Annotated in this window: 13 protein-coding genes; 7 read left to right on the top strand and 6 right to left on the bottom strand. The window is 60.0% G+C overall.

Going from position 1 to position 13,856, the window contains the following annotated elements; translation table 11 throughout:
* Window positions 1-33 precede the first annotated feature (33 nt).
* From C2U47_RS18425 to glpT, 5 genes are all read right to left on the bottom strand, one after another.
* The gene (locus tag C2U47_RS18425) at window positions 34-1,107 is read right to left on the bottom strand and encodes a 3-deoxy-7-phosphoheptulonate synthase (RefSeq protein WP_010674236.1); all 1,074 of its coding nucleotides are present in this window, start codon (window positions 1,105-1,107) and stop codon (window positions 34-36) included.
* 359 nt (window positions 1,108-1,466) lie between these two features.
* Window positions 1,467-2,546: a glycerophosphodiester phosphodiesterase gene (gene glpQ, locus C2U47_RS18420; protein WP_103261787.1), complete on the bottom strand. Its 1,080-nt coding sequence runs from the start codon at window positions 2,544-2,546 to the stop codon at window positions 1,467-1,469.
* 102 nt (window positions 2,547-2,648) lie between these two features.
* Window positions 2,649-4,136 (bottom strand): glycerol-3-phosphate dehydrogenase, encoded by a 1,488-nt coding sequence (gene glpD / locus C2U47_RS18415; RefSeq protein ID WP_103261786.1) that lies wholly within the window; start codon window positions 4,134-4,136, stop codon window positions 2,649-2,651.
* A gap of 450 nt (window positions 4,137-4,586) precedes the next feature.
* A complete protein-coding gene (locus tag C2U47_RS18410) occupies window positions 4,587-5,345 on the bottom strand; it encodes a DeoR/GlpR family transcriptional regulator (protein WP_010674233.1) in 759 nt (252 codons plus the stop codon).
* Between the two features lie 101 nt (window positions 5,346-5,446).
* Entirely contained in the window at window positions 5,447-6,802 is a 1,356-nt protein-coding gene (gene glpT / locus C2U47_RS18405; RefSeq protein WP_041212777.1) for a glycerol-3-phosphate transporter, read from the bottom strand.
* 490 nt (window positions 6,803-7,292) lie between these two features.
* On the opposite strand from glpT, the gene C2U47_RS18400 reads away from it, so the two are divergent.
* A complete protein-coding gene (locus C2U47_RS18400) occupies window positions 7,293-8,141 on the top strand; it encodes an MIP/aquaporin family protein (RefSeq protein WP_010674230.1) in 849 nt (282 codons plus the stop codon).
* Window positions 8,142-8,195: 54 nt separating this feature from the next.
* The gene (gene glpK, locus C2U47_RS18395; protein ID WP_010674229.1) at window positions 8,196-9,698 is read left to right on the top strand and encodes a glycerol kinase GlpK; all 1,503 of its coding nucleotides are present in this window, start codon (window positions 8,196-8,198) and stop codon (window positions 9,696-9,698) included.
* 177 nt (window positions 9,699-9,875) lie between these two features.
* On the opposite strand, the gene C2U47_RS18390 is transcribed toward glpK, so the two are convergent.
* A complete protein-coding gene (locus C2U47_RS18390; protein WP_010674228.1) occupies window positions 9,876-10,778 on the bottom strand; it encodes a LysR family transcriptional regulator in 903 nt (300 codons plus the stop codon).
* A 168-nt stretch (window positions 10,779-10,946) separates the two neighbouring features.
* On the opposite strand from C2U47_RS18390, the gene C2U47_RS18385 reads away from it, so the two are divergent.
* The 5 genes from C2U47_RS18385 to dkgB all read left to right on the top strand — a co-directional run bounded on the left by C2U47_RS18385 (window position 10,947) and on the right by dkgB (window position 13,670).
* Window positions 10,947-11,333 (top strand): DUF6404 family protein, encoded by a 387-nt coding sequence (locus C2U47_RS18385; RefSeq protein WP_010674227.1) that lies wholly within the window; start codon window positions 10,947-10,949, stop codon window positions 11,331-11,333.
* A gap of 26 nt (window positions 11,334-11,359) precedes the next feature.
* Complete coding sequence (locus tag C2U47_RS18380) at window positions 11,360-11,713, top strand: VOC family protein (RefSeq protein ID WP_010674226.1); 354 nt, start codon at window positions 11,360-11,362, stop codon at window positions 11,711-11,713.
* A gap of 120 nt (window positions 11,714-11,833) precedes the next feature.
* Window positions 11,834-12,343 (top strand): hypothetical protein, encoded by a 510-nt coding sequence (locus C2U47_RS22985; protein WP_158657424.1) that lies wholly within the window; start codon window positions 11,834-11,836, stop codon window positions 12,341-12,343.
* 165 nt (window positions 12,344-12,508) lie between these two features.
* Window positions 12,509-12,799: a putative quinol monooxygenase gene (locus C2U47_RS18375; protein ID WP_010674225.1), complete on the top strand. Its 291-nt coding sequence runs from the start codon at window positions 12,509-12,511 to the stop codon at window positions 12,797-12,799.
* A gap of 67 nt (window positions 12,800-12,866) precedes the next feature.
* Window positions 12,867-13,670, top strand: coding sequence for a 2,5-didehydrogluconate reductase DkgB (gene dkgB, locus C2U47_RS18370; RefSeq protein WP_103261785.1), 804 nt, complete (start codon window positions 12,867-12,869; stop codon window positions 13,668-13,670).
* Window positions 13,671-13,856 lie beyond the last annotated feature (186 nt).

The following is a 13,856-nucleotide window of genomic DNA, read 5'->3' as shown; positions in this document are numbered from 1 at the left end:
ATGGTTCAATCAGTTATAACAAGATACCACGGCTTATGCCGATGTTCTGGCCAAAAGTGGTGCCGCCAGCTGGCTGTGGCAGCGGGCCAGCAGCGCATCCGTGGTCTCCCAGTCGATGCAGGCATCGGTGATGGAGACGCCGTAGCGCATCTCGCACTTGGGCTGCTCGCTGGACTGGTTGCCTTCGAACAGGTTGGATTCGAGCATCACCCCGATGATGGAGCGGTTGCCCTCCTGGATCTGGTGAATGACGTTGTCGGCCACCTTGGGCTGCAGCCGGTGATCCTTGCTGGAGTTGCCGTGGCTGCAATCCACCACCAGACCGGGCAGCAGGCCCGCCTTCTCCAGCGCCTCTTCCGCCAGCGACACATTGACCGAGTCGTAGTTCGGGTGCTTGCCGCCGCGCAGGATCACGTGGCCGTCCGGGTTGCCCTGGGTCTGCAGCAGCGCGACCTGGCCCTGCTGGTTGATCCCCATGAAGGCGTGGGGGCTGGAAGCTGCCTGCAGCGCATTGATGGCGGTGCCGAGGTTGCCGTCGGTGCCGTTCTTGAAGCCAACCGGCATGGAGAGGCCGGAGGCCATCTCCCTGTGGGTCTGGGATTCGGTGGTGCGGGCACCGATGGCCGACCAGGAGAAGAGCTCCGCCAGGTATTGCGGGCTGATGGGGTCGAGCGCCTCGGTCGCCAGCGGCAACTCCAGCTCGGCCAGCCAGCAGAGCAGCTCGCGGGCGCGGTGCAGACCCAGCTCCACGTCAAAGGTGCCGTCCAGGTTCGGATCGTTGATAAAGCCCTTCCAGCCGACCGTGGTGCGCGGCTTCTCAAAGTAGACCCGCATGACAATGTAGAGAGAGTCCTGATAGGCGTCATGCAGCGCTTTGAGTCTGGTTGCGTACTCTTTGGCGGCGTCCATGTCGTGGATGGAGCAGGGACCACAGATCACCAGCAAGCGGTGATCGCGACGGTGGATGATGTCGGCGATGGTATTGCGGGCCCCTTGCACGAATGCCAGCGCGCGATCGGAGATGGGCAGTTTCTCCTTGAGCTGGGCAGGCGTGATCATCACTTGTTCGGACTGGATATGGATGTTGTTCAGGGGATCTCTTTGCATCTTCTCATTCTCTCTACTGTTTCAAGCCAAGGGCACTGACTGTTCATTTTTGTTTACACAAGTCAGTGCTTTGTTACGCAACCGCCCCCACCTTACCAAGGAAAAACAAACAATCAAGTGAAACTAGCGTATTTGCACGCTGACAGATGGATAAATGACCAAGAATGCAGAGTGAAACAACTCAAAAGTAGCGACGCGCGAGGCCAAATTAGCCCCAAATTGTAAACATTTAATTACATCCGTCCATTTCAATATCATCTCTCTGCCCCCTCTCATGGCCCCTCATCCCGGCGATGACCCCGGGCACAAAAAAGCGGGGCACCTGGCCCCGCTTGCATTCCCGTGTTGCTCTTCTTTTATTATTTGCCGTGGGCCTTGATAGCCTCGACCGCCTTGTCGGGAAAGTCGCTGAATACCCCATCCACATCGGCCTGGTAGAGGAAGATGTTGAGCAGGTCGGTGAAGTCTTTCGCATAGGCCGGGATCTGCCCCTCATCCTGACGGAAGGTATAAGGATGCACCTTGAGACCGGCCGCGTGGGCCTCTTTCACCATGCCGGTGAAGACCGGCTTGCCGGGAGTTCCCGGCTCGGTCACCACCATGGGTTTCCAGGGACCGATTCCCTCGGCATAGGTGGCGATGGTCTTCATGGCCCCCGGCTTGAACATCCAGTCGTAGTCATAGGGGGTTGCCTTGCCCTTGGCATCGTAGACCATGGTCTCGTTCCAGTCGGTCTCGGCCATCAGCTGCACCAGCTTGAGATCCATGCCCATGGCGGGCATCAGCTCGCCGTTGATGCGCTTGAGCTCGTTGGCATCGAAGCACTGCAGATAGACCTTGTCGCTCTTGCTGGTGTAGCCGTACTCCTTGAGCACGTTCAGCACCGCCCTGGAGATGTCCTTGCCTTCGTGGTGGAACAGCCAGGGAGCCTTGATCTCCGGGTAGATACCGATGTGCTTGCCGGTGCTCTTGTTGAGCCCCTGGATCATCTCGATCTCTTCCTGGAAGGTGTGGATCCTGAAGCTGGACTTCCACAGCGGGAAGCGCGCCGGATAGACCGGCACCTGCTTGCCGTCCACCAGCTGGAACGGCTCGGTCATGCGCAGGGAGCGCACCTCGTCCAGGGTGAAATCCACCACATAGTAGCGACCGTCCGGGCGGGCCCGGCCGGGGAAGCGCTCGGCCACGTCCGTGATGCCATCAAGGAAGTGATCGTGCATCACCACCAGCTGGTCATCCCTGGTCATCACCAGGTCCTGCTCCAGATAGTCGGCGCCCATGCCATAGGCCAGGGCCTTGGATTCCAGGGTGTGTTCCGGCAGGTAACCGGAGGCACCACGGTGGGCGATCACGATTTTGCCTTCGTCGGCCGCCAGTGCAGGCAGCGCCAGGGCAGCCCCGAGGCCAAGGGCCACCAGGGTACGGTGAGGTTGCTTCATCAAGAGATCTCGTTGTTATGGTGTGTAGGATGCAGACAATTGTTATAGCAGGGGTTTATTGCAGTTTGACGGCGGTCGGCAAAGGCCGCCCGCCGTGAGTCATCAGCTGGCCTTGGGCAGGGCGTGGTGGTGTTCGAGCAGCCAGGCACCGAGCTGCTGCTGTTCGGATTCCGACAGGCGCAGCCCCAGCTTGCTGCGGCGCCACAGGATGTCCTCCAGGGAGTGGGCCCATTCGCGCGCGATGAGATAGCGCACTTCGGATTCATACAGTCCGGCGCCAAAGTGCTGGCCGCGCTCCTCCTTCAGCCAGAGGCGGGCATGAGCGCCATAGGATTCGGCGATGCGCAGGGCGCTTCGATCGTCGAGCCAGTCGAATTCCAGCGCAAAGGCTCGCGCCAGTTCACGCACCGAGCAGTCGAACTCGCCACCGGGCAGCCGGCTGTTGGCGGTCCAGTCCTCTCCCATCTGGCTGAACCAAGGCTTGAGCTTGTGGCAGGCGGCCTGGGCCAGCTTGCGGTAGGTGGTGAGCTTGCCGCCAAACACCGACAACAGCGGCGCGCCGTCGGATTCACCACTGAGCTCGAGCGTGTAGTCCCGGGTCACCGCCTGGGGCGAGTCGGACTCGTCGTCACACAGGGGGCGCACCCCGGCATAGGTCCACACCACGTCTGCCGGGCTTATCTGCCTGGTGAAGTGGGCATTGACCACCTTGCACAGGTAGTTGATCTCGGCATCGCTGATCTTGGCTTCGCGCGGGCTGCCTTTGTGCTCCACGTCCGTGGTGCCGATGAGGGAATAGTCCTGCTGGTAGGGGATGACGAAGACGATGCGGTTGTCCTCGTTTTGCAGGATGTAGGCCTCTTCGCGCTCATGGATGCGCGGCACTATCATGTGGCTCCCCTTGATGAGGCGAATGCCGCGGGGGGATTTCTCGCTCAGGCTCTCGTCATAGAAGGTCTTGACCCAGGGGCCCGCCGCATTGACCAGACCACGGCAGCTGACGGTGAATTGCTCGCCCCCTTCCCGCTCCAGCGTCAGGGTCCAGTGCTTGGATCCGCGCACCGCCTTGACGCAGCGGGTACGGGTCTGCACGTCAGCGCCCTTGTCCCGCGCCAGCATGGCATTGAGCACCACCAGCCGGGCGTCGTCGACCCAGGCGTCCGAGTATTCAAAGCCCTTGTTGATGCCGCTCTTGAGACCGTCCTGCGGCAGGAAGCGCAGACCGCAACTCCCCTTGAGCTTGTCCCGCTTGGCCAGGTTGTCATAAAGGAAGAGACCGGCTCGGATCATCCAGGCCGCACGCAGGTGCGGGCGATGGGGCAGACGAAAACGCATGGGACGGGCGATGTGGGGAGCCATGCCGAGCAGGACCTCCCGCTCCGCCAGCGCCTCTTTCACCAGCCGGAATTCGTAATGTTCGAGGTAGCGCAGGCCGCCGTGGATCAGCTTGCTGGAGTTGGACGAGGTGGCAGAGGCGAGATCGCTCGCCTCGAACAGCGCCACCTTCAGCCCCCGCCCCGCCGCATCTGCCGCGATGCCGACCCCGTTGATGCCGCCGCCGACGACGACCAGATCATAATGTTCGCTCATGTTCACCTACTTTCTTATTTTGTGTTTGCCATGACAGCAATGTTTGATTTCGCTCATATTAGAACATGAAAAACCAATAAACGAACATTTCGTGAGAGAAATGTGATCGCGATTGTTTTCACAATGCTAAAAATGCTGCCAGTCGGTGACGGCCTGGCAAGGCTAAGGTCTGCCGGAAACAGCCATTTCGGGCAGGGAGGAGAGCAAAGAGTCCCGGATGGGGGCGCCCATGAAGCAAGGTGATGAACGCGATGGCGTGAATCCCTCGCAGGCGCCTAGCGTCGGTGCAAACCTGGCGCCCGAGTGCGGGGGCAACATCAGGGGGTCAAAGAAGGAGTGTCAGCGCCAGGAACTGGCCGCTTAGGCGCCGCAAGGGAGACGCCGCAAGCCGGGAGGAGGCAGGAAAAAAAGCGGCCGCCCCGAGGCGGCCTGATGCCTGTGCGGGGAAGCTCAGCAGATATGGCAGGCGATCTGATGCTGGGACATCAGGCGCATCAGCTTCTCCGGCGGCTCCTGATCCGTGAACAGGGCGTGGATCTGGTTGAGGTTGCCGAGGTTGACCATGGCGTTGCGGCCAAACTTGGTGTGGTCGGCGGCAAGGAACACCTGGCGGGAGTGGGCGATGATGGCCTGGGCGATCTTCACCTCGTGATAGTCGAAATCGAGCAGGGAGCCGTCGCTGTCGATGCCCGAGATGCCGATGACGCCGTAGTCCATGCGAAACTGGCCGATGAAGTCGCGGGTCGCCTCCCCGACGATGCCGCCATCCCGGTTGCGAATTTCGCCGCCGGCGATGATGACGGTGAAGTCATCCTTGGCGGTCAGGATGCTGGCGACGTTCAGGTTGTTGGTGACCACGCGCAGCTCCCGGTGGTCGAGCAGGGCCCGGGCGATGGCCTCGGTGGTGGTGCCGATGTCGATAAAGAGCGACGAGCCGTCGGGGATGTTGGCGGCCACTTCCCGGGCGATGCGCTCCTTCTCCTTGAGCTGCATCACCTTGCGGGCACTGTAGGCGGTGTTGACGGTGCTCGAATGCAGTGAGGCCCCGCCGTGATGGCGCCGGATCTTATTCTGTTCGGCGAGATCGTTGAGATCCCGGCGAATGGTCTGGGGGCTGACGTCAAAATGGGTCACCAGATCGTCGGTCGAGACGAAACCCTGCCGGGTCAGGACGTCCAGGATCTCCAGATGTCGTTGGGTTTGCTTCACGCTTGCACTCCGCAGATGAGACGAAAAAAGGCCCCGGCAGGTGCGGGGCCTTTGGCAGTGTACCTGATCCCTTTTCCAATCGATAAGGGCAGGATCACGTTTTATGCCTTATGGGCAGCCGCCTTGGCGGCAATCGACTCGTTCTCGTGCTTGAGGGTCATGGCCAGCAGGATGATGGAGAGCACGCAGGAGACGGTGAGCACCATGAAGCCGCCGTCCCAGCCGAAGTGGTCAACGGTATAGCCCAGCATGGCGTTGGCCGCGACCGCGCCACCCAGATATCCGAACAGGCCGGTGAAGCCCGCCGCGGTACCGGCCGCCTTCTTGGGCGCCAGCTCCAGGGCGTATAGGCCGATCAGCATGACGGGGCCATAAATCAGGAAGCCGATGGCGACCAGGGCCATCATGTCGATGGTCGGGTTGCCCGCCGGGTTGAACCAGTAGACCAGCACGGAGAGGGTCACCAGCACCATGAACAAGATGCCTGCGGGGGCGCGGCGGCCCTTGAACATCTTGTCGGAGATCCAGCCGCACAGCAGGGTGCCCGGGATCCCCGCCCACTCATAGAGGAAGTAGGCCCAGGAGGAGTGATCCACGCTGAAGTCCTTGGCCTCTTTCAGATAGGTGGGCGCCCAGTCCAGCACGCCGTAACGGATGAGGTAGACGAAGGCGTTGGCGATGGCGATGTACCAGAGCAGCTTGTTGTGCAGCACGTACTTCATGAAGATCTCCTTGGCAGAGAACTCCTGCTCGTGGCTTTCGTTGTAATCCTTCGGGTAGTCGTTCTTGTACTCCTCAATGGGGGGAAGACCGACCGATTGCGGGGTATCGCGCATCACGAAGAAGGCGATCACCGCGATGGCCGCCGCCGCCGCCGCAGGCACATAGAAGGCGCTGCGCCAGTCGTTGAACCAGCCCATGCCGAGGATGAACAGGGGGCCAATCATGCCGCCGCCCACGTTGTGGGCCACGTTCCAGACCGAGACGATCTCACCCCGCTCCTTCTGCGACCACCAGTGCACCATGGTACGGCCGCAGGGGGGCCAGCCCATGCCCTGTGCCCAGCCGTTCAGGAACAGGAGCACGAACATGATGCCAATGCTGGAGGTAGCCCAGTGCATGGTCCCCATCATGAACATGATGCCTGCCGAGAGCAGCAGACCGGCGGAGAGGAAGTAGCGCGCGTTGGATCTGTCCGACACGTTCCCCATCAGGAATTTGGATAGACCGTAGGCGATGGAAACGCCGGAGAGGGCCAGACCCAGATCCCCGCGGGAGAAGCCCTGCTCGATGAGGTAGGGCATCGCCAGACTGAAGTTTTTCCGTACCAGGTAGTAACCCGCATACCCGAAGAAGATCCCGAAGAACACCTGCCAACGCATGCGTTTGTAGAAGGGATCCACCTTGTCGGCCGGCAGCCGGTCGATATGGGGTGCAGGCCTGAAGAGACTAAGCATGTTCTGCTTCCTTTTATTGTTGTTCTGGGCGGTTGAGGACGCCCCGCTCATGCCGGCGATCAGACGCGTCTTGATTCGCAAGCGAGCCTATTGTGCTCATTTGTGAACATTTAATCTGTGATGAGCGCTAAATTATTGCAGTTTTATTACAAAAATTGTGACGCAGTGAGTGAACGCGCATCCAGGGTCAGCCCACGCATGGCGTGGCTTTTGGCTACTCACTAAGGAGTAATATGGCCGACAACTGTTGCTTTTCGTCACATTTTCTTAGCAATGAATGGGATCTTGCCCACATTTCCGGTGGCGGGGGTATGGTGAATTGACGCAGAAGGTTTATTTTCTCTCTCGTCCAAGAACGAGCGCAAACGAGCATAACGTTTGCGCAAGCTCAAAAAACAAGAAGAAACGTTTTCGGGCGCAATGAATGGGAATGAAAGATAACAAAACGGAACATCAAACCTACTGTGGGTGGATATAAGGAATAACAACTATGAGCATACAAAGACCCAATACCCTGCTTGGCGAGTGCCTCGCCGAGTTTATCGGCACCGGCCTGCTGATCTTCTTCGGCGTCGGTTGCGTGGCCGCCCTGGTGCTGGCTGGCGCCAACTTCGGGCAATGGGAAATCTCCATTACCTGGGGCCTGGGTGTCGCCATCGCCATCTATGTCACCGGTGGCATCTCCGGTGCCCACCTCAACCCTGCCGTGACCCTGGCCCTGATGACCTTCTGCGGCTTTGACAAGCGCAAGGTGGTGCCCTTCATCATCGCCCAGGTAGCCGGGGCCTTCGCCTCCGCCGCCCTGGTCTACGCCCTCTACAGCAACCTGTTCACCCAGTGGGAAGTGACCCACAACGTGGTGCGCGGCAGCGTCGAGAGCCTCGGCACCGCAGGCATCTTCTCCACCTACCCCAATGCCCTGCTCTCCAACATGCAGGCTTTCGCGGTCGAGATGGTGATCACCGCCGTCCTGATGCTGGGCATCATGGCACTGGGTGACAACAACAACGGCGCCCCCAAAGGCTTCGCCGCCGCCCTGCTCATCGGTATCCTGATCGCGGTGATCGGCGCCTCCCTCGGCCCCTTGACCGGCTTTGCCATGAACCCGGCCCGTGATTTCGGCCCCAAACTGTTCGCCTTCGTGGCTGGCTGGGGTGACGTGGCCCTGACCGGTGGTCGTGACAACCCCTACTTCTGGGTCCCCATCCTTGGCCCCATCGTCGGCGCCCAGATCGGTACCGCCCTGTATGTGAAAGTGCTGGCTCCCTGCGTCCCGGGCAACCGCGTCGCCACCGAAGAAGCCTCCAAGCTGTCTAACAAAGAAGAGGCCGCCGCCTGAGAGCGGCCCTCCCCAACGTGTAACAACGTGGAAAATAAAAACGTGGAGAACATCATGTCTGCTGAAAAGAAATTTGTCGTTGCGCTGGACCAGGGCACCACCTCCTCCCGTGCCATTGTCTTCGATCAGGACGCCAACATCGTCGCGACCTCCCAGCGCGAATTCACCCAGCACTACCCGAAAGCGGGCTGGGTCGAGCACGACCCCATGGAGATCTGGGCTACCCAGTCCTCCGTCTTCACCGAAGTGCTGGCCAAGAGCGGCCTGCACAGCGAGCAGATCGCCGCCATCGGCATCACCAACCAGCGTGAAACCACCGTCGTCTGGGAAAAGGCCACCGGCAAGCCCATCTACAACGCCATCGTCTGGCAGTGCCGCCGCACCGCGGCCATCTGCGAAGAGCTCAAGGCCCGGGGCCTTGAAGAGTACGTTCGCGAAAACACCGGCCTGGTGCTGGATGCCTACTTCTCCGGTACCAAGGTGAAGTGGATCCTGGACAACGTGGAAGGGGCCCGGGAGAAGGCAATGAACGGCGAGCTGCTGTTCGGCACCATCGACACCTGGCTGGTGTGGAAGATGACCAACGGCGAGGTGCACGTCACCGACCCGACCAACGCCTCGCGCACCATGCTCTACAACATCCGCGACCTGAAGTGGGATGAGCGCATGCTGGACGAGCTGGGCATCCCCGCCTCCATGCTGCCGCAAGTCAAACCCTCCTCCGAGGTCTATGGCTACACCACCCGTGGCGGCGGCGCCCGCATCCCCATCGCCGGTATCGCCGGTGACCAGCAGTCCGCCCTGTTCGGCCAGCTCTGCTTCGAAAAAGGGATGGCCAAGAACACCTACGGTACCGGCTGCTTCATGCTGATGAACACCGGCACCGAGCCGGTTCGCTCCAGCAACGGCCTGCTGACCACGGTCGCCATCGGCCCGAAAGGGGAAGTGAATTATGCCCTCGAGGGTGCGGTATTTATGGGTGGCGCCACCATCCAGTGGCTGCGTGACGAGCTGAAGATCATTCACGATGCCCGCGACACCGACTACTTCGCCTCCAAGGTTGGCGACACCAACGGCGTCTACCTGGTACCGGCCTTCGTCGGTCTGGGCGCCCCCTACTGGGATCCGTATGCTCGCGGCACCATGGTCGGCCTGACCCGTGGCGCCAACCGCAACCACATCATCCGTGCGGCGCTCGAATCCATCGCCTACCAGAGCCGCGACGTGCTGGATGCCATGCAGCAGGACTCCGGCATCAAGCTGGCAGCCCTGAAGGTGGACGGCGGCGCCGTGGCCAACGACTTCCTGATGCAGTTCCAGGCTGACATGATGCACACCCCTGTGGTGCGTCCGACCCGTATCGAGACCACCGCCATGGGCGCCGCCTTCCTGGCCGGCCTCGCCGTGGGCTTCTGGAAGAGCTCCGAAGAGCTGGAAGACAAGTTCAGCGTGGACCGCGAGTTCATTCCGCAGATGGACCGCGACGATCGCGCCAAGCGCTACAGCGGCTGGAAGAAGGCGGTGGAACGCTCACGCCGCTGGGCCGAAGAGGAGTGATGGGGTAACCGACGCATCCTTGAGATGAAAAAAGCAAAGAGGCCGACAGCGATGTCGGCCTCTTTATATTGGCGCTTGCAAGCCCCTCGGCCCCCTCCCCTTGAGGAGTGGGAAAAGATGGCCCCTCCCTCTCGTGGAGGGGAAGGGCGGGAGGGGATTGGCCCTGTCGGAACACGCCTAGAGCGCGTGGTTGCCGAGCTGCTCTTTCAGGAAATCGAGCCAGACCCGCAGCCGGATGTCCCGCTGGGCATCGGAGTAGAAGACCGCATGGATGGGGCGCGAAGCGCCGCTGTTGCTGCGGGCCAGCACCTCCACCAGCGCCCCGCTCGCCCTGTCATCCCCCGTCATGAAGTCCGACAGGCAGACGATCCCCTGCCCCGCCAGCGCCAGCTGACGCAAGGTTTCCCCGCTGCTGGCCCGCAGGGTCGGGGTGATGGCGAATCGGTCCCCCTGCTCCTCGCTCAATAGGGGCCAATGATTAAGGTGATCGGGGTGCAAAAAACCGAGCAGCTCGTGGCCCGCCAGCAAGTCAGCCGGCTGGCGCGGGGTACCGCGTGCCGCCAGATAGTCGGGGGAGGCCAGCAGCCGCAGCCTGGAGCGGCCAAGGGGCAGGGCCCGCAGGGAGGAGTCCGTCAGCTCGCCGATGCGAATGGCCATGTCCACCCGCCGCTCCATCAGGTTGATGAAGCCCTCGGAGCTGTGCAGTTGCAGCTCGATGGCGGGGTAGCGGCGGCGAAACTCGCCGATGATGGGCACCAATCTATGCAGGATGAAGGGGGTGGCGGCGTCCACCCGCAATATGCCCTCCGGCTGCTCCCGGCGCATCAGCAGCAACCCTTCCGCCTCGCTCATCTCGGTCAGGATCTTCACCGCCCGCTGATAGAACCAGCTCCCCTCCTCGGTCAGGCTGACCCGCCTCGTGGTGCGGTTGAGGAGCACGGTGGCGAGCTTCTCTTCGAGGCGCTTGATGCCGCGGCTCACCACGGAATTATCCATGCCGAGATTCTCCGCCGCCTGGCGAAAGCTGCCCGCCTCCACCACCGCCACAAACAGGGTCAATTCATCGGAATGGGTCTTCATTGTTGTCATCCTGGCAAGAGTAATGGGTCTTTATAGGTGCAATGGCCGGGAGTTGGCAAGACAGGCGTCGCTTCGTATCGTGACGCACCACCTGTTTTATCTGCGCCCTTGCCAGTACAATGCCGCCAACCGGCACCGTATGGCGCCACACCATGACAGGGACGATCCATGACATTCGACAACAGGCTGGCCGCCGCCCATCGGGAGCTGGCCGAGAAGGGCGTGCAAACGCTCAACTACAACCCGCCGATCATCTGGCTGCTGCGAAAGGCGGGGTTCACCATCAGGCCGCCCCACTACGAACGCTTTCTGATCAACGTTCTTGCCCTGGGACTCCCCATCGGCGCTATCTGGGGGGTGTTGATGTGGTGCCTCGGCTGGCAGGATGAGGTGAGCCCGGGGTTTGCCCTGCGCCAGAGCCTGCTGTTTGGCATCGGGCTCGGTCTGCTGATGGGGACCTGGTTCTGGTTTAGGCGCAAGCAGCTCAAGCTGACCCCCTGGGACGCCTTGCCCCACTCCACAAGCCCCACGCAAAAGCGCTGGCAACCGAAATAACCACCGATATCGACAAGGAAACCCTTATGACCAGGGCCCATGAAAAACTGAACTATGTGGAATTTGCGGCCAGGGATCTTGCCGCCACCAAGGCCTTCTTTACCGCCGCCTTTGGCTGGCAGTTTGCCGACTACGGCCCCGATTATTGCGCCTTCGAGGGAGAAGGGCTGGATGGCGGCTTCTACCGGGCGGATCTGTGCAGCCACAGCCACCAGGGAGGCGCCCTGCTGATCTTCTACAGCGCCGATATTGAGGCGACCCAGAGCAAGGTAGCCGGCGCAGGGGGCACCATAGTGCGCCCCCTGTTTGACTTCCCCGGTGGCCGCCGCTTTCACTTTGTCGAGCCCAGCGGCAATGAGTTCGCCGTCTGGAGTGAATAAAATAAATCTAATACGACCAGAGCATTAAGTTGCAGCATCCACAGATACTGATTAATTTTTAATGCTAAAAAATTATTTCATCGACATTCTTTCTTTTAATTTCACATGGTATGGGACAAGATGGGTATTATATTTGAGCCTAGTGTAATCATAAGCATAGTGGCAAGCCTGTTAATTGCTATGCTATCAAAAAGGCTAACTACTTTAGGTGAAATAACAATATCCTACCTAACATCGTTTTCATTTAAAATCAAGAACAAAATAAGTATAATGAAATGGAGAAAAAGGAGGTCTCTTCTTCTCTCCATCAGAAATGAACATAAAGTCACACGGGCAATAATAAGAGCTTATGCACTTTTCATATTGTTTTCATTGGTTTTTATCTCGTATATGTTTTTACTAACCATTGGTCCCTTGAAAGGTATAGGAAACCTTCCCTCATCCTTTATAATGCTCATATCATCCCCAATATACATCTTTGAAATATTATGGCTTATCCAAAGAGACAAAGCACAAACACTGGTAAAAATAGCTGATGAAAAAATAATAAATCGCTCATTTCATCAAAGGGCAAAATACGCAAAGCGGAAAACAGTAAGATCCGTAAAGATGAAAAACGAAAATTTATAATTTTTCATATAAGTTCTCTTTTGCCAATATCATTCAGCACCGACCCTTTCGGTGCTTATTACTTACCTATTGCTGCTCTCCTATCAATAGTGTTTTGCGACTGCTGCCCTGTATCCCCCAGTCTGGGGCGGGCATACTGACTCCCGTCTTAACGAGGAGGTTCAGATGCCATCCCCCCTGATTGTGATTGCCCAGCTTGACGCCAAACCCGAATTCGCCGCCCAGTTTCGCGCTGCCCTCGAGCCGCTGATCGCCGCTACCCTGCAAGAGCCGGGGTGCCTTCGCTACCAGTTGCATCAGAGCCTGGAGAGCCCCCACAGCTGGATGCTGTACGAGGAGTGGGAGAGCGAAACCGCCCTGCTCGCCCACCAGCAGCAGCCCCACTACATCGCCTTTGCCAGCCTCGCCTCCCCCTGGTTTGCCAACCGGGTCGTGAGCCGCTACCGGCGCGCCTGACTGCCTCCGCCCTCGGCGCAGGCAAAGCCCATCATTTGAGCGTAGAAACAATAACTTGAGGAATTTGATGATGAAGATGCCCAACCTGGGTCTTGGAACCTTCCGCCTGAAAGATCAGCCCCTTCGCGACTCCCTGCTCCAGGGGCTGGAACTTGGCTACCGTCATATCGATACCGCCCAGATCTATGACAACGAGGCCGACGTCGGCCAGTTGATGAGCGAGAGTGGCGTGCCCCGCCAGGATATCTACCTGACCACCAAGGTGTGGACCAGCGAGTTCGGTCCGGGCAAGGTGATCCCGAGCCTGGAAGTGAGCCTGGAAAAACTCGGCACCAACTATCTGGATCTGGCGCTCATTCACTGGCCCTCCCCCCAGGATGAGGTGCCGATGGCGGTCTATCTGGAGCAGCTCGCCGAGGCCAAATCCCGGGGCCTGACCCGGGAGATCGGGGTCTCCAACTTCACCGTGGCCCAGCTTAAACAGGCCATCGAGATTTTGGGGCCGGGCGCCATCTCCCACCAGCAGGTGGAGATCCACCCCCTGCTGCAAAACCGCAAGGTGGTGGAGTTCTGCCAGGCCCACGGCATCGCCATCACCGCCTACATGCCGCTCGCCTATGGCAAGGTGCTCGCCGAGCCGCTGCTGATGGAGATCGGCCAGCGCCACGGCGTCTCGGCGGCCCAGGTGTCGCTGGCCTGGCTGCTGGCCCAGGGCATGACGGTGATCCCGAGCTCTACCAAACGGGAGAATCTGGCCGCCAACCTGGCTGCGCTGAAGGTACGGCTCAGCAGCGACGAGATGGCCGCCATCGCCACCCTGGATCGCGGTGAGCGCTGCGCCAACCCGGACTTTGCGCCGGATTGGGACTGATCCCCCTCATCCCCAGCCCTTCTCCCGCCAGGGGAGAAGGGAGCAAATAAGGCTCAATGACATTCTTCAGCACCAGCGGGAGGCACAATGCCTCCCGCTTTTTTTGTCTCCAATACCGCGCGCCACCGCCGCTGGCCCCCTCCCCTGCAACCTTCCGCTGCCCTTCCCTCTTTATTCCCAGTTCGG

It is taken from the genome of Aeromonas sp. ASNIH7 (assembly GCF_002903485.1).
GTDB lineage: Bacteria > Pseudomonadota > Gammaproteobacteria > Enterobacterales > Aeromonadaceae > Aeromonas > Aeromonas caviae.
The sequence above is the reverse complement of the archived record's forward strand: the minus strand, read 5'-3'. Positions and strand labels throughout refer to the sequence as shown.

Coding starts and splice junctions, on each gene's coding strand:
- glpQ (WP_103261787.1), bottom strand. CDS start 2,546: ATGAAGCAACCTCACCGTACCCTGGTGGCCCTTGGCCTCGGGGCTGCC.
- dkgB (WP_103261785.1), top strand. CDS start 12,867: ATGATGAAGATGCCCAACCTGGGTCTTGGAACCTTCCGCCTGAAAGAT.
- C2U47_RS18375 (WP_010674225.1), top strand. CDS start 12,509: ATGCCATCCCCCCTGATTGTGATTGCCCAGCTTGACGCCAAACCCGAA.
- C2U47_RS22985 (WP_158657424.1), top strand. CDS start 11,834: ATGGGTATTATATTTGAGCCTAGTGTAATCATAAGCATAGTGGCAAGC.
- C2U47_RS18390 (WP_010674228.1), bottom strand. CDS start 10,778: ATGAAGACCCATTCCGATGAATTGACCCTGTTTGTGGCGGTGGTGGAG.
- C2U47_RS18380 (WP_010674226.1), top strand. CDS start 11,360: ATGACCAGGGCCCATGAAAAACTGAACTATGTGGAATTTGCGGCCAGG.
- glpK (WP_010674229.1), top strand. CDS start 8,196: ATGTCTGCTGAAAAGAAATTTGTCGTTGCGCTGGACCAGGGCACCACC.
- C2U47_RS18385 (WP_010674227.1), top strand. CDS start 10,947: ATGACATTCGACAACAGGCTGGCCGCCGCCCATCGGGAGCTGGCCGAG.
- glpT (WP_041212777.1), bottom strand. CDS start 6,802: ATGCTTAGTCTCTTCAGGCCTGCACCCCATATCGACCGGCTGCCGGCC.
- C2U47_RS18425 (WP_010674236.1), bottom strand. CDS start 1,107: ATGCAAAGAGATCCCCTGAACAACATCCATATCCAGTCCGAACAAGTG.
- C2U47_RS18400 (WP_010674230.1), top strand. CDS start 7,293: ATGAGCATACAAAGACCCAATACCCTGCTTGGCGAGTGCCTCGCCGAG.
- glpD (WP_103261786.1), bottom strand. CDS start 4,136: ATGAGCGAACATTATGATCTGGTCGTCGTCGGCGGCGGCATCAACGGG.